General features: G+C 48.4%; 20 protein-coding genes. 1 reads left to right on the top strand and 19 read right to left on the bottom strand.

Annotated features, from left to right (window positions below; genetic code table 11):
- From DWW13_RS02705 to DWW13_RS02665, 10 genes are all read right to left on the bottom strand, one after another.
- Complete coding sequence (locus DWW13_RS02705) at positions 1-969, bottom strand: 4Fe-4S dicluster domain-containing protein (protein ID WP_117509212.1); 969 nt, start codon at positions 967-969, stop codon at positions 1-3.
- Positions 954-1406 (bottom strand): hydrogenase iron-sulfur subunit, encoded by a 453-nt coding sequence (locus DWW13_RS02700; RefSeq protein ID WP_022461171.1) that lies wholly within the window; start codon positions 1404-1406, stop codon positions 954-956. The genes DWW13_RS02705 and DWW13_RS02700 overlap by 16 nt, the downstream gene beginning before the upstream one ends.
- Positions 1397-3385 carry a CoB--CoM heterodisulfide reductase iron-sulfur subunit A family protein gene (locus DWW13_RS02695; RefSeq protein WP_022461170.1) on the bottom strand — a complete coding sequence of 663 codons (1989 nt, stop codon included), beginning with the start codon at positions 3383-3385 and terminating at the stop codon, positions 1397-1399. Before DWW13_RS02695 ends, DWW13_RS02700 begins: the two co-directional genes overlap by 10 nt.
- A gap of 33 nt (positions 3386-3418) precedes the next feature.
- A complete protein-coding gene (locus tag DWW13_RS02690) occupies positions 3419-3802 on the bottom strand; it encodes a 4Fe-4S dicluster domain-containing protein (RefSeq protein WP_117509213.1) in 384 nt (127 codons plus the stop codon).
- Positions 3799-4596: a CoB--CoM heterodisulfide reductase iron-sulfur subunit B family protein gene (locus tag DWW13_RS02685; RefSeq protein ID WP_117509214.1), complete on the bottom strand. Its 798-nt coding sequence runs from the start codon at positions 4594-4596 to the stop codon at positions 3799-3801. Before DWW13_RS02685 ends, DWW13_RS02690 begins: the two co-directional genes overlap by 4 nt.
- A 206-nt stretch (positions 4597-4802) precedes the next feature.
- The gene (locus DWW13_RS02680; protein WP_055219369.1) at positions 4803-5750 is read right to left on the bottom strand and encodes an L-lactate dehydrogenase; all 948 of its coding nucleotides are present in this window, start codon (positions 5748-5750) and stop codon (positions 4803-4805) included.
- Between the two features lie 503 nt (positions 5751-6253).
- The gene (locus tag DWW13_RS02675) at positions 6254-7804 is read right to left on the bottom strand and encodes a Mur ligase family protein (protein WP_055219372.1); all 1551 of its coding nucleotides are present in this window, start codon (positions 7802-7804) and stop codon (positions 6254-6256) included.
- 101 nt (positions 7805-7905) lie between these two features.
- Positions 7906-9273: an MATE family efflux transporter gene (locus tag DWW13_RS02670; protein WP_055219374.1), complete on the bottom strand. Its 1368-nt coding sequence runs from the start codon at positions 9271-9273 to the stop codon at positions 7906-7908.
- Positions 9249-9551, bottom strand: a complete 303-nt coding sequence (locus DWW13_RS18705) for a hypothetical protein (RefSeq protein WP_147326094.1) — start codon at positions 9549-9551, stop codon at positions 9249-9251. Before DWW13_RS18705 ends, DWW13_RS02670 begins: the two co-directional genes overlap by 25 nt.
- Positions 9524-10855 carry an MATE family efflux transporter gene (locus tag DWW13_RS02665; protein ID WP_118719135.1) on the bottom strand — a complete coding sequence of 444 codons (1332 nt, stop codon included), beginning with the start codon at positions 10853-10855 and terminating at the stop codon, positions 9524-9526. The genes DWW13_RS18705 and DWW13_RS02665 overlap by 28 nt, the downstream gene beginning before the upstream one ends.
- A gap of 168 nt (positions 10856-11023) precedes the next feature.
- On the opposite strand from DWW13_RS02665, the gene DWW13_RS02660 reads away from it, so the two are divergent.
- Positions 11024-11641 (top strand): hypothetical protein, encoded by a 618-nt coding sequence (locus tag DWW13_RS02660; protein ID WP_118719133.1) that lies wholly within the window; start codon positions 11024-11026, stop codon positions 11639-11641.
- A 16-nt stretch (positions 11642-11657) separates the two neighbouring features.
- Here DWW13_RS02660 and DWW13_RS02655 read toward each other — a convergent pair whose 3' ends face one another.
- From DWW13_RS02655 to DWW13_RS02615, 9 genes are all read right to left on the bottom strand, one after another.
- The gene (locus DWW13_RS02655) at positions 11658-12836 is read right to left on the bottom strand and encodes a phosphopentomutase (protein ID WP_118719131.1); all 1179 of its coding nucleotides are present in this window, start codon (positions 12834-12836) and stop codon (positions 11658-11660) included.
- Between the two features lie 19 nt (positions 12837-12855).
- On the bottom strand, positions 12856-14700 hold the full coding sequence (locus DWW13_RS02650) for an ABC transporter ATP-binding protein (RefSeq protein WP_055219380.1): 1845 nt from the start codon (positions 14698-14700) through the stop codon (positions 12856-12858).
- Positions 14681-16420, bottom strand: a complete 1740-nt coding sequence (locus DWW13_RS02645; RefSeq protein WP_334294900.1) for an ABC transporter ATP-binding protein — start codon at positions 16418-16420, stop codon at positions 14681-14683. Before DWW13_RS02645 ends, DWW13_RS02650 begins: the two co-directional genes overlap by 20 nt.
- Positions 16421-16628: 208 nt before the next feature.
- Positions 16629-17783 (bottom strand): RNA-guided endonuclease InsQ/TnpB family protein, encoded by a 1155-nt coding sequence (locus DWW13_RS02640; RefSeq protein WP_055227538.1) that lies wholly within the window; start codon positions 17781-17783, stop codon positions 16629-16631.
- Positions 17722-18378, bottom strand: coding sequence for an IS607 family transposase (locus DWW13_RS02635; RefSeq protein WP_167622812.1), 657 nt, complete (start codon positions 18376-18378; stop codon positions 17722-17724). The genes DWW13_RS02640 and DWW13_RS02635 overlap by 62 nt, the downstream gene beginning before the upstream one ends.
- A gap of 223 nt (positions 18379-18601) precedes the next feature.
- Complete coding sequence (locus tag DWW13_RS02630; protein ID WP_117814222.1) at positions 18602-19933, bottom strand: MATE family efflux transporter; 1332 nt, start codon at positions 19931-19933, stop codon at positions 18602-18604.
- 102 nt (positions 19934-20035) lie between these two features.
- Positions 20036-20629, bottom strand: a complete 594-nt coding sequence (locus DWW13_RS02625; RefSeq protein WP_022462955.1) for an NUDIX hydrolase — start codon at positions 20627-20629, stop codon at positions 20036-20038.
- 145 nt (positions 20630-20774) lie between these two features.
- Positions 20775-23405 (bottom strand): pyruvate, phosphate dikinase, encoded by a 2631-nt coding sequence (ppdK, locus tag DWW13_RS02620; RefSeq protein WP_118595188.1) that lies wholly within the window; start codon positions 23403-23405, stop codon positions 20775-20777.
- A 355-nt stretch (positions 23406-23760) separates the two neighbouring features.
- Entirely contained in the window at positions 23761-24672 is a 912-nt protein-coding gene (locus DWW13_RS02615; protein WP_117760874.1) for an undecaprenyl-diphosphate phosphatase, read from the bottom strand.
- Positions 24673-24758 lie beyond the last annotated feature (86 nt).

Below are 24758 nucleotides of genomic sequence, written 5' to 3'. Positions count from 1 at the left end.
TTAACCCCTTTCCTTGACGATACTTGGCTCTACATCTTCCTGTGTGAAGTTGGTGAGCGGTGCACGGCTGTCAGTGTCTTCTCCTGCCTGATACTCTCCGTAGAACTCATCGATATCTTTGATGAATTTACGATTCAGAAGGTGCAGCGGAATATGCTGCGGACATACGCGGGAACACTCGCCGCAGTCCGTGCAGCGTCCGGCAACGTGGAATGCACGGATGATGTGGAACATCTGCTCCTCAAATGTCGTAGTGTTTGCTTTCTGTGCAGTATCGTAACGATCATTGTCAAATACGCATTTGATACAGCTGCAGGCCGGACATACGTTGCGGCATGCATTACAGCGGATACAGCGGGAAAGCTCATTCTGCCAGAATGCGAACCGTTCTTCCGGAGCCATTGCCTCAAGCTTTTCAACCAGTTCGAAACGGCCTTCTTTTGCCGGTTTTTCCTCGTCACAGCCTTCTGCGAGCTCGTCGTATGCTACATGTTTTCCACCCTTGCAGGCCTTACATCTCTCGAGGATGACATCCTCTCTTTTCAGCTCTTTGACACCATAAACCGTTGCAACTTTGATGGTATCGCCGTCCTCTGTTACAGCGGTAATACCCTTGCAGCCTGCTTCACGGATTTTCTCGATATCGAGTTTTCCGTCACATCCTACACCAACGATATAGGTTTTCTCGCGGTCCACACGATGCTCTTTGATTAACTGATTAAAGCTGTAGGTATCGCACGGTTTTAAGAAAACGAGTGTTTTTCCTTCTTCTTTTGATGCTTTAATCATGTATTTGCTTAAGTTGGCACCACAGAATCCGTCATAGGTAAATTCGTCAAGACTCTCGGCACTTTCAAAAAATGCAGGCTCTGCGCTGAAATCTGTATCGCCTTTTCTCCAGCCAAGAACGCGGACTACGGTACCGTCAGACAGAAGCTCTTTTGCGCGTGATACTAATTTTTCTTGCATCGTAAATCCTCCAATCTGACATTTTTACCAAGACTTCTCACCTGCTCAATGAACTCGTTCATGGTCTGGGAGAATTTCACACCTTCTGCGGCGGATACCCATTCCACACGGGTACGTCCGTTTTCAACTCCAAGATAGTCGAGCATGGAGAACAGCAGGGTCATACGTCTTCTTGCATAATAGTTTCCTGTGCTGTAATGGCAGTCTCCCGGATGGCATCCGCAGAGGATGACTCCGTCAGCACCCTTCTGGAAAGCTCTTAAGATAAAAAGCGGATTAACACGGCAGGAACATGGAACACGGATGATCTTTACGTCTGCCGGATAGGAAAGACGGCTGGAACCTGCCAGGTCTGCTCCTGCGTAGGAGCACCAGTTGCAGCAGAATGCCACGATGACTGGCTTAAATTCTTTGTTTTCGTTGTTATCTATCGGCATATTGCATCTACCTCCGCGAGAATTTGTCTATTGGAGAATCCTTTCAGGTCCATAGCACCGGACGGACATGCAACGGTACATGCACCACATCCATGGCAAAGTGCGCCGTTAACGACTGCCACATGTCTGGTTTCGCGGATTCCGTGGTCGTTGACCTGACGATCTTCGTAAGAAATCGCGCCGTATGGGCAGACTTTTTCACAGGATGCACATCCGTTACAGAACAGCGGATTGGATTCTGCTGTACACGGGTTGGTGGTCAGTTTGTCTTTTGCAAGCAGTCCGACTACTTTGACAGCAGCTGCTCCGGCCTGTGCAACGGTTTCCGGAATATCTTTCGGTCCCTGGCATACACCGGAGAGGAAAACTCCTGCGGTCGGAGACTCTACCGGACGCAGTTTTGCGTGTGCCTCGGTAAAGAAGTCGTTGGTATCCATACTTGCAGTCAGCATGGTAGCCAGTTTTCTTGCATCTTTACTCGGCTCGATTGCCGTTGCAAGGACAACAAGGTCTGCTTCCATCTTGATCTGACGGTTGTCCAGAAGGTCGGATCCCTGTACCAGAAGACGTCCGTTCGGAGCCTCAGATACTTTTCCTACCTGACCCTTGATATAATCTACGCTAAACTCTTCTACTGCACGGCGATAGAACTCATCGAAGTTCTTACCCGGGGTACGAACATCAATGTAGAAGACATGTACATTGACATCCGGATAATGGTCACGCACCAGCATGGCCTGTTTTGCGGTGTACATACAGCAGATCTTGGAGCAATAGCTCTTTCCTCTGCAGGTTACGTCACGGGAGCCAACGCACTGGATAAATACGATATCCTTCGGATGCTCGCCATTGGAAAGACGTACTACTTTACCGCCTGTCGGGCCGGCAGCGTTCATCAGACGTTCCATTTCAAGAGAGGTAATAACGTCTTTGCTCTGGTTGTAATAATATTCATCAAACTTATCCAGATTGATGGTATCAAAACCGGTTGCAACAACGATAGCACCGTACTCTCTTGTAATTACTTCATCTTTCTGATCGTAATTTACTGCACCTGCTGCGCAGACTTTGGAACAGATACCGCATTTTCCGGTTTTGAAATGGATACAGTTTGCAGTATCAATGACCGGTACATTCGGAACTGCCTGTGCGAACGGTGTGTAAATTGCAGTACGTGTGGACAGTCCGCGGTTGAACTCACTTAAGTTTTTCTTAGATGGACATTTCTCCTGGCAGAGACCACATCCGGTACATTTGTCCATATCTACGTATCTTGCTTTTTTGCGGATATCTACTTTGAAATCACCGACAAATCCGCCAACGCTCTCTACTTCACTGTAGGTATAGATATTGATCTTCTCATGGGCGTTTACCTCTCCCATACGAGGAGTCAGGATACAGGAAGAACAGTCAAGGGTTGGGAATGTTTTATCGAGCTGGGACATTCTTCCGCCGATACTCGGGGTCTTCTCTACGATATCTACTTCATAGCCTGCATCTGCGATATCCAGTGCTGTCTGAATACCTGCGATACCGCCTCCGATCACCAGCGCACGTTTTACAACGCGGCTCTCGCCCGGGGTAAGCGGGGTGTCCAGCATAACTTTTGCAACGGCTGCACGGGCCAGGATCACGGCCTTCTCGGTAGCCTCTTCCATATCTTTATGAATCCAGGAACACTGCTCACGAATGTTTGCAATCTCCAGCTGATACGGGTTCAGACCCGCTTTTTCTGCTGCTTTGCGGAACGTTCCTTCATGCATACGAGGAGAGCAGGAACAGATAACAACGCCGGTCAGATGCTCGTTCTGAATGGCATCGATCACTTTCTGCTGACCTGTTTCGGAACACATATACTGATAATCCTCTGCATGTACAACACCCGGCTCTTTGCTGATGACATCAACAACTTTTTTAACATCAACGGTAGCCGCAATATTTGTACCGCAGTGGCAGACAAATACTCCTATTCTTTGCACTTTTCTCTCACCTTTCTGTGGATGGGTTGTTTTTTACTTTCTATATTTACGGAATGCACTCATCAGCAGCTGCTGCGGAGTCTCATCGTCCAGAAGTGCCGGAATTTCATCCGGGGAGAGATAATTCTCACCTTTCTGGCGGATGACAGAAAGACGGACTGCCTCGATCAGTTTGGCAGGTTTTACGTCTCTTGGACAGCGCTCTACGCATGCGAAGCAGGAGAGGCATTTCCAGATGGACTTGGAGTTCATCAGTGCTTCCACATCGCCGTTCTGTACATAGGATACGAACTGATGCGGACGGATGTCCATTTCGTTATAAGCAGGACAGGATGCGGAACATTTACCGCATTTCATACATTTTCTGGTATCCACACCGGCGATGGCACGGATTTCATCGGATGTTGCAATTTTCATGCCTGCACCTCCTCTTTGATGCCGAGTGCTTCTGCAAGAAGCTCGGTAAAGTAGGTAACCGGAAGACCTTCTTTTGTTCCGTTATTGCGCAGGTTGTACATGCAAAGCGGACATGCAGTGATCAGTTCTTCTGCTCCTTTGTAGGATGCGGATACCATGATCTGGTCTACCATGTTGGATGCCATTTTCTTTTCTTTGAGGGATATGTAGCCGCCGCAGCACTCATTTCTCATCGGATATACGACCGGTGTCGCGCCAAGGGCCTTGATAAAGTCTTCAATGATTGTCGGATTTTCCGGATCGTCAAACTGCATTGTGGTGCTCGGACGAAGCAGCATACAGCCGTAATATGCGCCGATTTTTCTTCCTTTTAATGGGTTTACCACTTTCTCTTTGATCTTGTCAAATCCAACGACGTCACGCAGCACTTCCAGATAATGAAGTACTTTCGTTTCGCCAAGATATGGCTCGGAAAGAGCCATGTAGTTGTTTACTTTTGTCTGAATGTCTTCTACATTCGCCATGTCATCGTTTACGCGTTTGATCACGTGATGACAGGCGGAACAGACTGTGATCAGATCCTGTCCTTTTTCTTTGGCGTCTGCTAAGGCGCGAACCGAAGAAAGTTTTGTGGCGATTTCATCGGATGCCTGTGGATACACAGCTCCGCAGCACTGCCAGTTTTCAATTTCTTCCAGTTCAAATCCCAGAACTTTTGCGCACTCTCTGGCATAATGATCCAGATCTTTTGCTTTGTTCTTCAGCGTACAGCCCGGAAAATAACTGTAGGTCATGGAATTGCTCCTTTCTTACTTGCTCCTGTTGGTTTCCATTTTTCCTGCGGTATCTTCTGTCCGGCACCGGAAAAGTTTCCGGTACTCTTTTTATGTACACCCGGCGGAAAATTTCTTCAGGCGCACGTTAAGGCAGTGGGAGATACCGCTCTTTCGCACTTTCTGCCACTGCCATAAATTTTATGTTTTGAGCTTATTGCCCGCTCTTAGTGCTCGATCTGTGCGATAACTGCTTTTAATGCGTCGGCACTTGCTTTGAGTTTTTCTACTTCCTCTTTTGTCATACGCATCGGAATCTTGCCCTGTACGCCTTTCGGTCCAACGAGGGTCAGTGTGCTTAAGCATACATCCTCGATGCCGTACTCACCGTGCATCATGGAAGATACGGTTGCTACAGAATCGGAAGAAGAAAGAATGGTTGCTACCAGTTTGCATACTGCAACAGATACTGCATAGAAAGTAGCTCCTTTGTTTGCAATAACCTGTCCGCCGGAAGTTCTTACGTACTCCAGCATAGCATCTTTGTCGATCTTGGTTACGTTCCTGCCCATTTTTTCTACGGTCTCGTAGTACTCGTCCAGACTGACACCGGAAACGTAAGCGCCGCTCCACGGAATGAAGGAAGTATCGCCGTGCTCACCGAATACGTAAGCGTGGATGTTTTTCTGGGCAATGTTGAGGTGTTCAGACAGTCCGCAGCGAAGTCTCGCGGAATCCAGCATGGTACCAGAACCAAGGATCTGGTTTTCCGGAAGTCCGGAGATCTTTGTAAACACGTAGGTCATGATATCAACCGGGTTGCTTACAATGATGTAGATGGCATTCGGAGCCGCTTTTACGATTTCCGGTGTGATGGATTTTAAGATGTTTACGTTGGTCTGGGTCAGCTCAATACGGGTCTGGCCAGGCTTTCTTGCAATACCGGAAGTAATAATTACGATATCAGAGTCCTTGGCATCCTCATACTCACCTGCGATGATGGAGACCGGATCGCGGAAGCAGGTACCCTGCGCGATATCCATAACCTCTCCCTCTACTTTTTTCTTGTTAATATCGATGAGAACAATCTCAGACGCGATGTCTTCGTTCGACAGTGTATAGGCGATCGTAGATCCAACGCTTCCAGCTCCAATGATGGTAATCTTGCTGCTCATAAATACTCCTTTCTAAAATACCCCTAGTTGGTTTTTGTGATTGATAAATTTTTCACTTTCCTTATCATAGCACTATGACAAGAATTTAACAAGTGTTTTTTTCGAGCATTTTCGTGAAATCTTTTTTCTCACTGAGCCCGTACGCTTCCAGAAGGGGTGTTCTGGATATATTTCAATACAATTATACCATTTTTTGTTCTTTTTCACAAGAATTCTTTCCAAAAACTTACAGCTTTGTCCTTCATCCCGCAGAATTCGTCTTTTTCCGCATGGTTCCCGGGTTTTTGCTTTCTGTGTTTAGTTTCACAAGTCTAACTTTCGTTCGTTATATTTTTAACAACTTTTCGTCATACGGGCTAGTTTCTGTCCTTCTTTTCTACATTTTGTAGGATGTATCCGCCAAATTTCCTGTCTGATTTTCATTTCTGCTGCCGCCAGACGCAAAAAAGACACGGATTTTTCTGTTCCGTGTCTTTTTTGCTCTGTTTTTTCTGTTTTTGCTTCTATTCTTCTGTTTCACGAGCCGTTGCCGCTTCGGCAAATGCATTTCCATATTCGGCAAGCGCCTCTTTTGCATAGACGGCATCTGACCGGTACGGCACATTTCCGTTTCCGACGTGCATCGTCACGTCCGCGCCTTTTCCAAGGATCAGAACAACCTCTCCCGGTACGGCGCCAAGAATCGCCTCCCGGATTGCTGCTCCGCGGTCCATGCGGATCTGGAAGGATGCACCTTCCTTTGCTATGTACCCGCCGATCTCCTCACAGATCGCCTGCGGATCTTCGTTTCCCGGATCATCCGGTACGAGGAAAATCCGGTCCGCCCGTTTTCCGGAAATCTCACCCATATCTTTTCTGCGGTTGAATGCTTTTCCGCCCGGGGTTCCGAACACAACGCTTACGCGGCTCCCCGGATATTCGAGTGCTACGGTATCAAACATTTTTTCAAAACTCAGGCCATTGTGCGCGAAATCCACGATCGCCGTGACCTCGCCCGCGCTGCTCTCATACGTCTCCATCCTTCCCGGAACGGTGACGCCAAGGAGGCTTTCCTTGATCAGCGAAACCGGGATTCCCATCGACCAGGCAGCCGCAATGGCAGCTACGGCATTCTCCACATTGAAGGCTCCGTGCACCGGCAGGGTAAAATCTTCCGAGAAATCCGGTCCTGCCACATGGAAATAGAATTTTCCTCTGCCCGGCTTGATATCACTCACGCGGATTACAGCATTTTCTTTCGATCCAAACGTAACGACGCGCTCACATTTTGCCGCAGCTTTCAGGATTTCCCCGATATGGTCGCTGTCCAGGTTCACGCAGGCGCAGGTGCAGCGGTCGAAGATCTTTAATTTCGACTGGAAATAATCATCAAAATCCTTGTGCTCCGTCGGGCTGATGTGGTCCTTGGAGATGTTCAGGAAAATGGCGGTATCAAAATGCGTGTTTCCGACTCTCTCGTATTTGAGCGCCTGGGAGGATACTTCCATCACCATATGGGAAAGGCCTGCATCTACGGCATTGCGCATATGACGGCACAGCTCCAGGGATTCCGGCGTGGTGAGCGTTGATGCTTCTCTCGTCTTTCCGTCGTAATATTCAATCGAACTTAACAGTGCACATCCGTTTCCGCCCTGTTTTTTCAGGCAGGCATCGAGCATCGACTGCAGGTAGTAGGCTGTCGTTGTCTTTCCTTTTGTTCCGGTCAGCGCCGTGACATGCAGCGACTTTGCCGGATAATCGTAAAACGCCTCACCCAGCACAAACTGTGCTTTTCTGGCATCGTTGACGATGAGCGCCGGAATTTCTTTTCCCGCTTCGTATTTTTTTTCACTTACATAGGCAACAGCACCGCGGTTTACGGCGTCTTTTAAGTATGCCTCTTTGAATGCAGCTCCTTTGCAGAGAAACAGCGTTCCCTGATCCGCTCCGCCCGAAAAATACGTTACGAGGGTAACGGGTCTGTCCTCTCCTTCTTTTCCTTCCGGCTCTGCAAATTCCACCAGAAGGCCTTCCTGCTCCAGAAGTTTCTTATATTCTAATACCGACTGTTTCATAGGATATCTTCCTCTCTTCTATGGGATTCTTTTTCAGCTTTCCTAAAATCCAGGCTCCATTATACCAGAATTGAAACAGCTTGTCCATCTTGCGGCACGGCTTACATCATCTGCGCATTTTTCTCAAAAAGAGAACGAAGCGTTTTTGCGCAGTACAGGTACGCCGGAACGAGAAACAGATCGGCGAGAATCCATGCCACCGGGCTTGCGAAGCAGACTGCGGTGTAACCAAAATACGGAACCAGGAAAAAGGCTACCACCGAACGGCCGATCATCTCGCAGACGCCGGCAAGGATTGCAAATTTGCTGAAGCCCATGCCCTGCACGGTAAAGCGTACGACATTGACAAGGGTCAGCGGAATGTAAAATACCATGTTGATCAGCAGCATCTGACGCGCCTGGTCGAGGATGACCGTCTCAGATGCATCTACAAAGAGAAGCGAAATCTGGCGGGACCACAGAAACATGACTCCTAAAATGACCACGGAATACACGCTTCCAATAATGGAACTTGTCAAAATACCGGTGTTGACACGATCCATCTTCTTCGCACCGACGTTCTGTCCGGCATACGTCGCCATAGTGGAGCCGAGCGCGTCGAACGGGCAGCAGCAGAACATGGAAATTTTACCGGCAGCCGTAACAGATGCAACCGCCGTGGAACCAAGGCCGTTGACAGCGGTCTGCAAAATAACACTTCCGATCGCGGTGATTGAATACTGCAGTCCCATCGGGATTCCCATATTGCACAGATTAAGCACATAATGCTTGTGCAGCTTCCAGTCCTCTCTCGTAAAAGCAAGGATAGTGAATTTTTTCTTCATATAAAAGAGACACAGGAATCCAGAGACTCCCTGCGCGATAATCGTCGCCCACGCGGTTCCCGCTACTCCCATCGGGCGGACCAGCGCAAGATCTAGCACGATATTCAGTATTGAAGAGATACCGAGGAAAATCAGTGGGGAGCGGCTGTCGCCGAGGCTCCGCATGATTGCTGATGTCTGGTTATAGAGCACCATAAGCGGAATTCCGAGGAAAATAACAAAGATGTAAGCGTATGCACCGTCCAGAATATCGGACGGGGTTTTCATCAGAATCAGAATGTCGCGGCACCAGATGCAGACAAGAACGGTCATCACCACGGAAAGAATACCGGCCAGGACGGCTCCATTTCCTACATACCGGCACAGCGCTTTCCGGTCTCCTGCCCCGAACATCTGCGCAACCGGAATTGCAAATCCGCTGCAGACTCCCATACAGAATCCCACGATCATAAAGTTGATCGAACCTGTGCTTCCAACAGCCGCGAGCGCTTTCGCGCCTAAGAATTTTCCTACAATAATCGTATCGACCATGCTGTAAAACTGCTGGAACAGCATGCCGAGCAGCAGCGGCAGTGCAAACCCCAGAATCAGTTTTACCGGGCTGCCGTTTGTCAGATCTTTTACTGCACTTTTCTTTGTTGCCATGTGATGTCCTCCCTATTGTCGTATGTTTTTGCTTCCCCTTTTTGTCGAATCTCATGCCATTTTATATCTTGTTTTCTCAGAATGCAATCCCGTAATACTGCCGAATTAAGAGACGTTTTTTCATCACTTTTACGTGTTTTTGACATGGCGGCCGCCTGTGCAGGAATTCTGTTTTTTTGCGCACGCCAAAAGCGGCTGCGGCAGGTTCCCGTTCCGGAACGCTGTGCCGCAGCCGCTTTGCTGTTCTTTCTTATTTTGCAAATTCTTTCTTTTTCCACTGAAGCAGAATCATCACAGCCACCGATGCGGTCAGAAAATCAGAAACCGGCTGGGAGGCAATAACACCGGAAAAACCGGCAAGTTTTGAAACGCAGAAAATTACAATGGCAAAAATCACGCCCTGACGTCCTGCTGAAAGAATCATTGCTCCTGCCCCGTTTCCGATCGCCTGGAAAATACAGGTCGATGCGAGTACGATACCAACAAACGGCATACCAATGAGCTGGACGCGAAGGATCTGCTGGGCCACTGCAATGACATCCGCCTCTTTTAAGAACAGTCCCACGAGAAGCGGAGCCGCCGCACCGAGCACAACCGCCATTCCGGCACCGGTCAGCACTTCCAGGAGGAAGGCAAAGCGGATCGTCTCACTGAGACGTTTTTTATTTTTCGCTCCATAATTGTATCCGACCAGCGGCTGTCCGCCAAAAGCGAAACCGACCATCACAAGAACAGAAATCATAATAATTTTCAAAGCAATTCCCATCGCTGCAACTTTGTCCGTTCCATACGGCTGCAAAAATCGGTTCGTCAGCGTCACGCCGATGCTCTGCATGAAGTTTGTGACGGATGCCGGAATGCCGATGGCAAGAACGGCGAGCACCTCTGCTCCGGTCATTTTCAGTTTTCGGAAATCGACGGAGAGATAGCGGCATTTCTTTATCATAAAGATAACATAGAAAATATCACCGCAGATGTTGCCGATCACCGTTGCAATCGCTGCTCCGGCTGCTCCCATGCCGAGCGTGTAAATAAAGATCGGGTCAAGAATGATGTTGACAACGGCTCCCAGCATTGTTCCGATCATCGAGGCTTTTGCGAAGCCCTCGGTCCGAAGAAGATTGTTCGGCGTCAGCTGCAGGATGATAAACGGTGCGCCGAGTGCAATCCACTGGTAATAGTCCCCCGCATACTGCCACGTCGTCTCATCACAGCCAAGCAGGCCAAGGATCGGCTGTTTGGCGGCAAGCAGGATGATGCTGACCGCAATGCCGACAGCAATCGCTGCGTAAAAGCAGAATACGCTGATCCGTCTTCCGTCCTCGTACTCTTTTTTACCGAAGAGGCGCGAAATGACGGAACTGCCGCCGACGCCGAAGATGTCACCGAGTGCAATCATCAGCGTGAAAATCGGTGTGCCGAGCGATACGCCGGCAATCAGTGCCGTGTTTCCGGTCCGCGCGATGAAAAAAGTATCTACCATATTATAGATCAGCGACACGACCATGCCGAGCACGACCGGAAGTGCGAGCGTCATATATGCTTTGGACACTTTTGTTTTCTCAAATAATTCGTTTTCCATTTTGAAAACTCCCCTTTCCTCTTTTTCGGTTACAGTTCACTGGTACCCAGCAAACTGTAACCTTTTTCATTCTGGTTTATCTTAGCAGACTTTCTTGCTTTTTCTTGTGTCATATGTCACAATAAAGAAAAAGTTTTCCAAAAAATTTTTCTGTGAAAGGATTTTCCTATGAAACGAATTTTTGATCCGGCTCTGCTGGACTTTTATCTTCAGAAACATGAGATCCCATCTCTTTTCGATACCCCGGATTTCGCATTTTCTCTGTATCAGTTTGAAAAAGGCGAACGGCTCGACACGCTGAATCCGGAGGAATACCTCTCGTTCCTCGTGGACGGTTCCATCGAGATCAGCGCCAACCGCGCCGACGGCACGAGCTACCCGATCGGCTATCTCGACGGCTTTACCTGCATCGGCGATATGGAATTCTGCGGAAAACGCGATGATACGCACCAGATCGAGGCACGCACCACCGCGCTTTGTATTGTTCTGCCGCTCGCTTCCACGAAAGAGCTTCTGCTGAACGACAACCGCTTTTTACGATATCTTTTAAACTCTGTCACCGAAAAGCTGATGCTTTATTCCAGCTCCCAGTCGAATTTTTCCACGCTCGAGGAATCCTTCCTCTCTTATCTCTCAGAGCGCTGTCCGGATCAGACGTTTTCCGGCGTGGAAAAGATGGCCATGCAGCTCCACTGCAGCCGCCGCCAGCTCCAGCGGTTTTTAAAGAAGCTGCTCGAAGAAGGACAGCTTGTGAAACTTTCGAAAGGTTCTTACCGCCTCAGCTGAAAACGCCATCGCTTCCTTATTTCCACGATTCCAGGATCGATGTTCCGATCGTTCCCTCCGGCATTTTTACGCCGAAGTTCTCTGCAACGGATGCGCCGATCACAGCGAAGGTGTCCTTCGTCTCCTGAAGGCCGCTCTCCTTCATAGACGGTGAGTACGCAAGGAGCGGCACCTGTTCTCTGGTGTGGTCCGTTCCGGTATAAGTCGGGTCGTTGCCGTGGTCTGCCGTGATCAGGAGCAGATCGTCGTCTTTTAACTGCTCCAGCAGCTTTCCAAGGTTCACATCGAATTTTTCAATCTCTTTTCCGTAGCCTTCCGGGTTTCTTCTGTGGCCCCAGAGTGCATCGAAATCGACGAGGTTGACAAAGCACAGTCCGGTAAAATCTTTTCCTGCCGTCTCAATCGTCTGCTCCATGCCGTGGACGCTGCTCTTGGATTTCAGACTCTCCGTGATGCCCTCGCCGCAGAAAATATCGTTGATTTTTCCGATGCTGATGACATCATATCCTGCCTCCTGCATCGCGTTGAGCACGGTTTTTCCCGTCGGTTTGACAGCGTAGTCGTGACGGTTTGCGGTGCGGACGAACTCTCCTTTTTTCTTTCCGACGTACGGTCTTGCAATGACACGGCCGACTTTCCACTCGTCTTTCATGGTCAGCTCACGGGCAATCTCGCAGTAATGATACAGCGTCTCCAGTCCCATCGTCTCCTCGTTGCCGCAGATCTGCAGTACGGAATCCGCCGAGGTATAGACAATCAGTTCTCCGTTTTCGATCTCGCGCTCTGCCAGCTCATCGAGGATCTCCGTTCCGCTCGCCGCCTTATTGCCGATGATCTTTCTGCCGGTTCGTTTTTCCAGCTCGTCGATCAGTTCTTTCGGAAATCCGTGGTCGGTGAACGTAACGAACGGCTTTGTCGTGTAAATTCCCATCATCTCCCAGTGGCCGGTCATGGTGTCTTTTCCGTTGCTCGCCTCGTTCAGTCTTCTGGCGTAACTCTTTGCCTCATCCTCTGTCACACCGCAGAGATTTCCCATGCCGAGGCGGCGCAGGTTCGGGATTTCAAGGCCTCCCTGACTCTCCCAGATGTGGCCGAAGGTATTGACACCGACATCCCCAAACTTCTCCGAATCCGCCATCGCCCCGATTCCGAGAGAATCCAGGACGATCAGAAAAATACGGTTATATTTTCTCATACTCTTTACTCCTTTCTTTTTAACTCAGCTCAAACATTCCATGATAGAGCTGATAATATTTTCCTTTCTGTGCCAGAAGTGCGTCGTGGTCGCCGCGCTCTACGATATTTCCCTGCTCCAGCACCATGATCGCATTGGCGTTTCGCACGGTGCTTAAGCGGTGGGCGATGACAAATACGGTTCTGCCCTCCATGAGCTGGTCCATTCCTTTTTCGATCAGCGCCTCGGTTCTGGTGTCAACGGAAGATGTTGCCTCGTCAAGAATCAGCACCGGCGGATCGGCAACGGCGGCACGGGCAATCGCGAGAAGCTGGCGCTGGCCCTGGGAGAGGTTGGCTCCGTCGGAGGTCAGCATCGTGTCGTAGCCGTTCGGCAGACGGCGGATGAAGGAATCCGCATTCGCAATTTTGGCCGCATGTTCAATTTCTTCCTGCGTGGCATCGAGTTTTCCAAAACGGATGTTTTCTGCTACGGTTCCCGTGAACAGATGGGTATCCTGCAGAACGATACCGAGGGAGTGGCGCAGAGCGTCTTTTTCGATATCTTTTACGTCAATGCCGTCGTAGACAACCGCGCCGCCCTGGACGTCGTAGAAACGGTTGATCAGGTTCGTGATCGTCGTTTTTCCGGCTCCTGTGGAACCGACAAAAGCAATTTTCTGGCCTGGTTTGGCATACAGGCTGATGTTCTTTAAGATCAGACGGTCTGCCGTGTAGCCGAAATCCACGTTTTCAAAACGCACATCGCCCTTTAATTCCGTCATCGTTCCGTCCGGGCGCTTCCATGCCCAGCGGCCTGTTGTCTCTTCGCAGACGGCAAGTGCGCCGTTCTCTTCTTTTACGTTGACCAGTTCCACTTTTCCCTCATCGATTTCCGGCTCCAGGCTCATCACGTCGAAGACACGCTCCGCACCGGCGAGCGCTGAGAGAAGGAAGTTGCTCTGCTGGGTGAACTGGTTGATCGGAAGCGCCGCCTGGCGGACAAAGACAAGGTAGCTTGCCAGGCTTCCGATATCGGCTTTTCCGTGCAGGGCGAGAAGGCCGCCGAGCACTGCCACAATCGCATAATTGACATACGAAATGCTGACAACGACAGGAACCATCGTCGCCGCATACCCCTGCGCGCCGGTTCCCGCTTTCCGGAGCTCCTCATTCTTTTTGCAGAATTCCGTAAAGCTCTCTTCTTCGTGGTGGAACACCTTGACGACTTTCTGTCCGGTGATCAGCTCCTCAATATAGCCGTTCAGTTCTCCGAGGCTGTTCTGCTGCTTCGTATAATAACCCTTGCTGCGCTTTCCGCTGAACTTGATATACCAGAACATGATACCGTAGCACACCGTTACAATCAGCGAGAGCCGCCAGTTCAGGATATACAGCAAGGTCAGTGTTCCCACAATCTGGATGAAGCTCTGGATAACCATCGCAAAACTGTTGTTCAGGGCATCTGCCATCGTGTCGATATCGTTCGTGAAAAGACTCATGATATCGCCGTGGCGTCTGCTGTCGAAGAACTGCAGCGGCAGTGTCTGGACGTGTTCGAACAGATCGCGGCGGATATCAAATACAACCTGCTGTGCTGCTTTTACCATGGTCTGCGTGTAGCCGTATGCTGCGAGTGCGCCGCACCCGAAAATGAGTGCCGTAATCAGCACGCCGCGCAGCAGTGTGTGCACATCTCCGTCCGCCAGTCCGTTGACAACCGGGCGGATCATATACGTTCCAAAGAGGTTGGCTCCCGCGCTGATTGTTACCAGTACCGCTACGACTGCGAGCATTTTTTTGTGCCGTCCCAGATAAGACAGGAAGACGCGCAGCGTGTGTTTCAGGTTCTTTGGTTTCTTTCCGCTATAAGCTCTCGCTGCCATTTTCGTCTCCTCCTTTCATCTGTGAGGCGTAAATTTCCTGATAAATCGGGTCATCCGCCAGCAGTTCAGCGTGCGTGCCGATCCGGTGTACTTTTCCGTCATCAAGAATGATGATCTGATCCGTATTCATGACGGATGTTACTCTCTGCGCAATGATAATTTTTGTGACATTCTTCCGCGCCGCCAGTGCCTCGCGGATCTTTTTCTCCGTTGCCGTGTCGACCGCACTTGTCGAATCATCGAAGATCAGGATTTTTGCCTTTCCGATCAGCGCACGCGCGATGCAGAGACGCTGCTTCTGGCCTCCGGAGAGGTTGCTTGCGCCCTGCTCGAGCACGGTGTCGAGGCCGTCCGGCATGCGGTTCAAAAATTCATCCGCACACGCCGCGCGGCATGCTTCCCAGATCTCCTCATCGGATGCATCCACATTGCCCCATTTCAGGTTTTCACGCACGGTTCCGGAGAACAGCACGTTTTTCTGCAGAATGATATTGACTGCATCGCGGAGAGCGGCAAGATCGTACGCGCGCACATCCTTTCCGCCGACGCGGACGGTGCCGCGGCTGGTATCATACAGACGCGGAATGAGCTGCACCAGCGTCGTTTTCGAAGAACCTGTTCCTCCGAGGATTCCTACCGTCTGACCAGCTTTGATCTTCAGCGTAACATCGGAGAGTGCGTACTCTTTTGCTTCTTCTTTGTATTTAAACGATACGTTGTCAAACTCCACGCTGCCCTCTGTCACTTCTGTTACACCATTTTCCGGCGAGGTGAGCACGATTTTCTCATCGAGCACCTCGACAATCCGGTGTGCGCTCGCCATGGAACGGGTCAGAAGCAGGAAGACGTTTGCAATCATCATCATCGAGTTCATGACCTGCATGACGTAGCTTAGAAATCCGGTCAGGTTTCCGACGGCAAGCTGTTTTTTCAGAATCATATTTCCGCCGAACCACAGAATCAGCACGATCGCGGTATACATGACGCCCTGAAATGCCGGCAGATTCAGCACGGCGTAGTGGAACGTCTGCTCGCTCGCTGCGGTCAGGTCGGTGTTGACCTCGTTGAATTTGTCTTCCTCGTACTCATCCCGCACGAAAGCTTTGACGGCACGGATCGCGGTCAGCCCCTCCTGGACAACGTTGTTCAGGCGGTCCACCATGGACTGCAGTTTTGTGTACATCGGGGCAACTCTCCGCACAATCAGGGAGAGAATAAAGCCAAGAAGCGGGGTACATACAAGGAATACAAATGCCAGCCGCGGATTCATATAGAATGAAAGGCCGATTCCCATAATCAGAAGCGACGGTCCGCGCGTGATCGGGCGGAAGCCGGCGCTTACCATATTCTGGATGACGGTAACATCCGTCGTCATACGGGTGATCAGGGATGATACCGCAAAGTGGTCGAGGTTGGAAAATGCATACTGCTGCATTTTCTCATACTCCGCCTTCCGGATCTCAGCTCCCCAGCCGTACGTCGCCCGCGCCGCAAAGTGCGCGTATAAAATTCCGGTCACAAGCGCACAGAGCGCGCAGACTCCCATCTGGATTCCCTTGCGGTAAATGTAAGGGATATCGCCGTTCGCAACGCCGATGTCAATCAGATTGGAAATCAGAATCGGAATAAAAAGTTCAAAACACGTTTCTACCAATACCAGCACTGCTCCGAAAATCATATCCCGCTTGTAGGGACCTGCATACGAGAGCAGACGCTTCATATCATTCATCTTCTGTCATGTCCTGCCACTCAAAATGTGATTAAATATACTTATCACATCGAGATAATGTAAGTTCTCACGAATCTTACTTACTGCTTCCTTGTGTATACTTTTGATTGACCGAAATCATATCTACTCGTAGATCCATGTACACTCCACAGTCGTTAATTCCCGAAATAGCCTTCGGTACATACTTACATTTGCGTCCTTATGCAATCTTGTAAGTTTTTACACCTCTCAGATTCAGTGCCGCATTGAAATCCCTGTCTTCGACATAGCCACAATGACATCGAAATATTCTATCTGAAAGTTTTAAATCTTTCTTGATCATTCCACAACAATGGCAGATTTTTGATGATGGATACCATCTGTCTGCAACCCGAAGCTCAATACCATTTTCCCTGCTTTTCGCCTTAAGCTTTATTCTGAATTCGTAAAACTTCTGCGAAGCAACTGCTCTTGAAAGATGTTTGTTCTTCATCATTCCCGATACGTTTAAGTCTTCAATCGTTATATAAGATGGTTTGGTTTTTACGATCTCTGCGATTGTCTTATTGATGTAATCCGTACGGATATTGTCTATTTTATGATGAAGTTTTTGTACCTTAAGTTTTTGTTTTTGTATATTCGCTCTTTGAGTGGACTCTCCTTTCTTTAGATTTTCATACTTTCGGGAGAGACATCTCTGTTCCCGAACGAGTCGTTTTTCTAATTTCTTTAATCTTGCTGATTTGTTGATATTCTTATATGTCTTACCATTTGAAACAATGGCAAAATCCTTTAACCCCAGGTCGATGCCGATTCCTTCGTTAGAAAGATCAGCAGTTTTATTATCAGGAATTTCTATAAGAGCCGAAACATAATATCTGCCCGCTTTCATGGAAACATGGCCGCTTTTTATGATATATCCTTCTTTCGTCGTAGGAATGTATCCTTTTTCTTTGATACGAACCCATCCAAGTGATGGAATGTTAACTCGGTGTCTCTCGCAGCGACAATCTTTCGGATTATTCTTTACGAAATACATCTTCACATCTGATCTGCCTTTCTTTTTGAACTTCGGAAAAGCACTTTCATGATTAAAGAATTTTTTAAATGCAGTCTGTCCATGATTTACTGCCTGGGTCACCGCTTTTGAGTATGCTTCCTTAATCCATAAATATTCTGGATGTTGTGGAAGGTATTCATGATTCAGCCAGACTCTGAATTTACTGCTGCTCATGAATTTTTCGCCATTTTGATAAAGTTCTTTGTTATGGGCCAGATAGAAATTATAAATAAATCTACAAGTTCCTATTGTTTTATGAATCCTGACTTTCTGCTCTTCTGTCGGATGAATTTCCGTCCTGAAGCTCTTTAGCAATTTCCTCGTCCCTCTCTATTTGTTTTTTATACTTACGAAGTCCATACAGCCTGCAGGAGAACACATGAAGTATGGAAACAATATCCTGTACAAGTTCTTCCTGTGGTGATAATTCTTCGTTGTTTACCACCACGATCGTTGTGTTGCATTTCATACAGAATTTTTCAAACCAATCATAACCGAATCGGATAAATCTGTCTTTGTGGGTTATGATGATCGTTTTTACTTTCTGTTCCATTACTTCATCTAATAATTTATTCCACTTTTTGCGGTTGTAATTAAGACCACTTCCATACTCTTCGATACATTGGTCTACAATGATTCCCCTGGCATTACAAAACTGTCGTAAAAATGCGACCTGGTTTTGCAAATCGTCTTTTTGATTTTTTGTAGATACTCTGGCATAAATAACTGCCTGACGTTTATCATTTTCGATATTTATGCCTTTGAATTGAAGATATTGGTCATACGTATAATAACGCCTGTCAGTTGGAGTTCGATTTGCTTTTAAAATCCCTTCTCTGTCCCAACGCTGTAGCGTTTTAACAGATATCCCTAACAATTCAGCAAAATCCTTCGGCTTGTAGTTTGTGATATTTGATGTGTTCATAATATGATTCTCCTTTTGTATGTTTAAACACATTATATCACATTTGACAATATATTTAGTTACTTATATTTTCCTCCTTTTGCTGTTTTTCGGAGTCCATTTTACCATACCCCGGCATGATTTTCAACGCGCCGAAATAATCCCTTTTACCCCAAAAATCCCCTTTTCCCAACAACTTTTCTGTCGTCAGAAAAAGAGGATCGTTTTTTCACTCACGGATAACCTGAAACGTTTTCCACTTGCCCTGTTTGAATCTCCACCAGAAGATGATGCCGCGCACGGACCAGTCGAGGCACATCGCAAGAGCGATTCCCATAACGCCCATGTTCATCCAGATTGCAAAAATCACAGAGAAAATCAGGCGGACGCCGATGGTCGTGAAGAGGGAAATTCCCATTGTGAATTTTACATCTCCTGTCGCACGAAGGCCGCTTCCAAGCGGTCCGGCGTAGCAGAGTGCAATACCGTTGAAAATATTATGCAGCAGTACCAGCCAGAGTGTCAGCCGCTTCGTCTCCTCGGACACCGCATAGAAGGAAAGGACAAACGGTGTGACTGCAAAGACAAGCGCATTCCATGCCACTCCAATGATCAGTGTGATTTTTATCAGCTTGCGGAAATAATACTCCGCCTGATCAGTATCTCCCGCGCCCATGCACTGTCCGATGACGGTGATGAATACTGGGGAAAGTGCACTGCTTGTGAGTGCCGCCATGGACCATATACTCTGGGCAATGCCGTTTGCGGCAATCTGGTAGGTACCAAACAGTGCTACCACACTGGAAAGTGCTACTTTGACGAGCTGGAAAATACCGCTCTCGATACCGTTCGGAACTGCGATACTGAGGATCGTTTTCTGGAAGCTCAAGTCTACTTTAAAAATCCACTCTTTCAGATACTGCACCGGATTTCGCTTTGAGAAGCAGAGAACCGTGATAACAGCTGCGGAAAAGATACGCGCAATCAGCGACGGAACCGCAACGCCAGGCACACCTGTATGCAAAGCAAAGACGCCGATACAGTTTCCGACTACGTTGATCACATTCGATGCAATCGAAAGGTACATCGTCGTGCTGGTTTTTCCAAAACTGCGGTACAAAGCCGCTCCCGCATTGTAAATCGCCATTGCCGGATAGGAATATGCCGAGATACGCAGATACGTCACGCATGCCGCCATGACATCATCCTCAACCTTGCCGAACATCAAACGCATCAGCTGTTCGTTGGCAACCAGTACCACTACAGAAATAACAACCGACAGCAATACCGATGCCGTCAGAAGCTGGGAAGCTGCCGCTCCCGCCTGCTCCTTGTCCTTCTTTCCGATATACTGGCTGATGACCACCGCACCGCCGGATGCCAGCGCTGTGAACAGATTGATAAAGATCATATTAAACGCATTGACCAGTGACACACCGGAAACCGCCGCCTCTCCGACAAATCCGATAACAAACACGTCCGCAATTCCGACCAGAGCCACCAGAAGCTGCTCTAGGAAAAGCGGAATAATCAGCTTTTTCAAATCCTGATTTGTAAACATAAAACCCCTCCTGCCATTTTTCTTTCTGTCTCTATTTTAGACATCTAACAGCTCATTTGTCTAATGCTTATTCTAAATGGCAGTTCATACGCGGATTGCATATTACACTTCACAGAAATCTCTTTTCACTTTCTCACACAGCTTGCCATACACACGCTCCACAAACCATGGCTCTGTCGATTTTTCTGCGATCTGCTCCACCGGAATCCAGCCGACTGCGCTGTTTTCATCCGGCTTGCAGCGGATTTCCTGTACCGGGTCTGCTTCCATGAGATATGTCACATTCAGATGGAGATGTGTCGTCACGTACTTTCCGCGCTTCACATGGCCGTCCACCGACAGGATTTCGAGCGAGAATGGCTGATCCGATAAGAGCTTCACCTCTTCAATCCCGGATTCCTCCTTCACTTCTCTTACCGCCACGCTGCAAAGATCCGCATCTCCGTCCGCGTGGCCGCCGAGCCATGCCCAGGAATGGTAAATATTGTGATACGCCATCAGCACCTGCTTCCGATCCGGGCTTACGACCCAGGCGGAGGCAGTCAGATGTGCGGTCTCATTTTCCCGCGTCAAAATATCGCATCCGCTCTCCATCCATTTCAGCAGAATCGCCCGATCCCGCTCTTCCTGCTCATTGTACGGACGGTATTCCCGGATCTGCCGCAGCAGGTTTTCTTTGGCTGTTTCATTCTGCATCCGTTTTCCCTCCCACTTTGATTTTAAACGATTGATAAAAAAGACCCCGGCGCCTGTATTTCTACAGACCGCCGGGGTCTCCTTACGTTTGAACACAAATCATGCTATTGCATGAAAATCCTGATTCGGACAGATTCTGCTTAAATTAAGCGTTCTTCTGAGCGATAGCTGCCTGAGCTGCTGCCAGACGGGCGATCGGCACACGGAACGGTGAGCAGGAAACATAGTCCAGACCCAGTTTGTTGCAGAACTCTACGGAGCTCGGATCTCCACCGTGCTCACCGCAGATACCTACGTGCAGAGAAGAGTTAACCGGTCTTCCAAGATCGATAGCCATCTTCATCAGCTTGCCAACGCCGTCCTGATCGAGTTTTGCGAATGGATCGTTCTCGAAGATCTTAGCGTCATAGTAAGCGTTCAGGAATTTACCAGCATCGTCACGGGAGAATCCGTAAGTCATCTGAGTAAGGTCGTTGGTTCCAAAGCAGAAGAAGTCTGCCTCTTTTGCGATCTCATCTGCAGTCAGAGCTGCTCTCGGGATCTCGATCATGGTACCAACTTCGTATTCAAGGTCGCTGCCTGCAGCTGCGATTTCAGCGTCAGCGGTCTCTACTACGAATTTCTTAACGTATTTCAGCTCTTTGATATCGCCAACAAGCGGGATCATGATTTCCGGTTTAACATTCCAATCCGGATGAGCTTTCTTCACGTTGATGGCTGCGCGGATTACTGCGCTTGTCTGCATCTTAGCGATTTCCGGATAAGTTACAGCAAGACGGCATCCACGATGACCCATCATCGGGTTGAACTCATGCAGACCAGCGATGATTGCTTTGATCTGCTCAACAGATTTGCCCTGTGCGTCAGCCAGTTTCTTGATGTCCTCTTCCTCAGTCGGAACGAACTCATGAAGCGGCGGATCCAGGAAACGGATGGTAACCGGGTTGCCTTCCAGAGCTTCATACAGCTTCTCGAAGTCTCCCTGCTGCTCCGGAAGGATCTTAGCAAGTGCTGCTTCTCTCTCTTCTACGGTTTCAGCGCAGATCATCTCACGGAATGCATCGATTCTGTTGCCTTCGAAGAACATATGCTCTGTACGGCAAAGACCAATACCTTCTGCGCCAAGCTCACGAGCTTTTTTAGCGTCTGCCGGAGTATCAGCGTTTGTACGAACTTTCATGGTTCTGTATTTATCTGCCCAGCCCATGATTCTTCCGAACTCGCCAGCGATGGTAGCGTCTACGGTCGGGATCAGTCCGTCATAGATGCATCCTGTAGAACCATCCAGAGAGATGCAGTCTCCCTCGTGGAACTCTTTGCCAGCCAGTGTGAATTTCTTGTTTGCCTCGTCCATTACGATATCACCGCAACCGGATACACAGCAGGTTCCCATACCACGGGCAACTACGGCTGCGTGGGAAGTCATACCACCACGAACAGTCAGGATACCCTGTGCAGATTTCATACCTGTGATATCTTCTGGGGATGTCTCAAGACGAACCAGAACAACTTTTTCTCCTCTTTCAGCCCATGCAACAGCGTCATCAGCTGTGAAGACGATTTTACCGCAAGCAGCTCCCGGAGATGCTCCCAGTGCTTTTGCCATTGGAGTAGCCTCTTTCAGTGCTTTTGCATCGAACTGCGGATGAAGCAGAGAGTCAAGGTTACGAGGATCGATCATTGCAACTGCCTCTTCCTCTGTTCTCATTCCCTCATCTACAAGGTCGCAGGCGATTTTCAGAGCAGCTTTTGCTGTTCTCTTACCGTTACGTGTCTGCAGCATGTACAGTTTACCGTGCTCTACAGTGAACTCCATGTCCTGCATATCTCTGTAGTGTGTTTCCAGAGTTTTGCAAACTTCTTTGAACTGTTTGAAAGCTTCCGGGAATTTCTCTTCCATCTCGGAAATGTGCATAGGTGTACGAACACCGGCAACTACGTCCTCGCCCTGTGCGTTGGTAAGGAACTCACCGAACAGTCCGTTTTCTCCTGTAGCAGGGTCACGGGTGAAGGCAACACCTGTACCACAGTCATCTCCCATGTTTCCGAATGCCATCATCTGTACGTTAACAGCGGTACCCCAGGAATACGGGATGTCGTTGTCACGACGATAAACGTTTGCTCTCGGGTTGTCCCAGGAACGGAATACGGCTTTAACAGCCTCCATCAGCTGTACCTTAGGATCGGTCGGGAAATCCTCACCGATTTTAGCTTTGTACTCAGCTTTGAACTGCTCAGCCAGTTTTTTGAGGTCATCTGCGTCAAGATCTACGTCCTGTTTTACGCCTTTCTCCTCTTTCATCTTGTCGATCAGCTCTTCGAAGTATTTTTTACCAACTTCCATAACTACGTCAGAGAACATCTGAATGAATCTTCTGTAGCAGTCCCAAGCCCAACGTGGGTTGCCGGAAGCCTGTGACAGAGTTTCAACAACCTCTTCGTTCAGACCAAGGTTCAGGATGGTATCCATCATACCTGGCATGGAAGCTCTTGCTCCGGAACGTACAGAAACGAGCAGCGGATTCTTAGCGTCTCCGAATTTCTTTCCTGTGATTCCTTCCATTTTATCGATTGCTTCCATGATCTGACCCATGATCTCGTCGTTGATCTGTCTGCCATCCTCATAGTACTGTGTACAAGCCTCGGTTGTTACCGTGAATCCCTGTGGTACAGGAAGTCCCAGGTTTGTCATCTCAGCCAGGTTTGCGCCTTTTCCACCGAGAAGGTTACGCATGTCTGCATTACCTTCAGTGAACATGTAAACCCATTTTGCCATTGTTACTTTTCCTCCTACTTGTAATTTTGATAGGTTATAGTAAAGTATTTCCAGATTGCCCTGGATGATACGTTCACCCTATACTGATTGCACCGAAAATAAAGATATCCTCGGGGCGCACACATTTATTTTACCATAAGAATATCTTTAGTCAATAAAAATATGGCAAATTTTCGGTATTTTTTTTAATTTCTGGTTCTGCGTCCCTCTTGTGTCCTATTATATCAGCTTTTGGTTACTTTTTACAGGGTTTTTTGTAATTTTCGCGTAAAAAAAGAAGTATCGCACAATTTTTTTTCATTTTACGATACTTCTTCTTCTATTTTCCCCGGTAAATTTTCGGAATTGTTCGATTTTATGCTTTCAGAATTACGGTTTTGATTACGAAATACAGCAGCACAATCACACCGAGTACGATACGGTACCAGCCGAAGGCTTTGAAATCGTGCTTCTTGATGTACTGCATCAGAAATTTGATGGCAAAAATCGATACCGCAAATGCCACCAGCATGCCGACGATCATGATCGCCACCTCAACACCGGTAAAGGCAAAGCCGTGTTTTACCAGTTTTAAAAGGCTCGCGCCAAACATAACCGGAACGGCAAGGAAAAACGTGTACTCCGATGCCAGCTCTCTCGAGCATCCCAGCAGGATACCGCCGATGATGGTTGCTCCCGAACGGGAAGTTCCCGGTACGATGGAAAGGAGCTGGAAAACACCGATATACAGCGCATTTTTCCAGGTAATCTCTTTGATTTTTGTTGCAGACAGTGTTCTCGTCTTGTTGTAATTCTCAATGATGATGAAGAGGACACCATAGATGATCAGCATCAGTGCTACGATCACGTAATTCATCAGATGGGCCTCGATCCAGTCGTTGAATGCCAGTCCGATCACGGCTGCCGGCAGACACGATACGACAATCTTGAACCACATGATAATTTTGTCCAGATAACAGTAATTGTCTACAAAGTTCTGAATCCCTGCAAAGACCTTGTTGTCGCTTGGATTGGCAAAATAGCTCTTGCTTTTCGCTTTGCTTTTGCCATGAAACGGCCAGAGATCCCAGAAATAGATGACGACAACCGCAAGGATTGCACCGAGCTGGATGACAACTTCAAAAACATTCTTGAAATCAGCTGTCACATTCAGCTTAATAAACTCATCTACCAGAATCATGTGGCCGGTGCTGCTGATCGGAAGCCACTCGGTAATGCCCTCTACGATACCCAGCAGGATAACCTTTAACCACTCAATGATGTTCATACGATATGTACCTTTCTCTTTTTGAATTGGATGCCCTTTTCTGGCATTCTATTAAAAATCTATCATACTTATGCCAAAAACACAAG

It is taken from the genome of Blautia sp. AF14-40 (assembly GCF_003479665.1).
GTDB classification, from domain to species: domain Bacteria; phylum Bacillota; class Clostridia; order Lachnospirales; family Lachnospiraceae; genus Fusicatenibacter; species Fusicatenibacter saccharivorans.
This window is presented reverse-complemented; position numbering and strand designations above follow the sequence as displayed.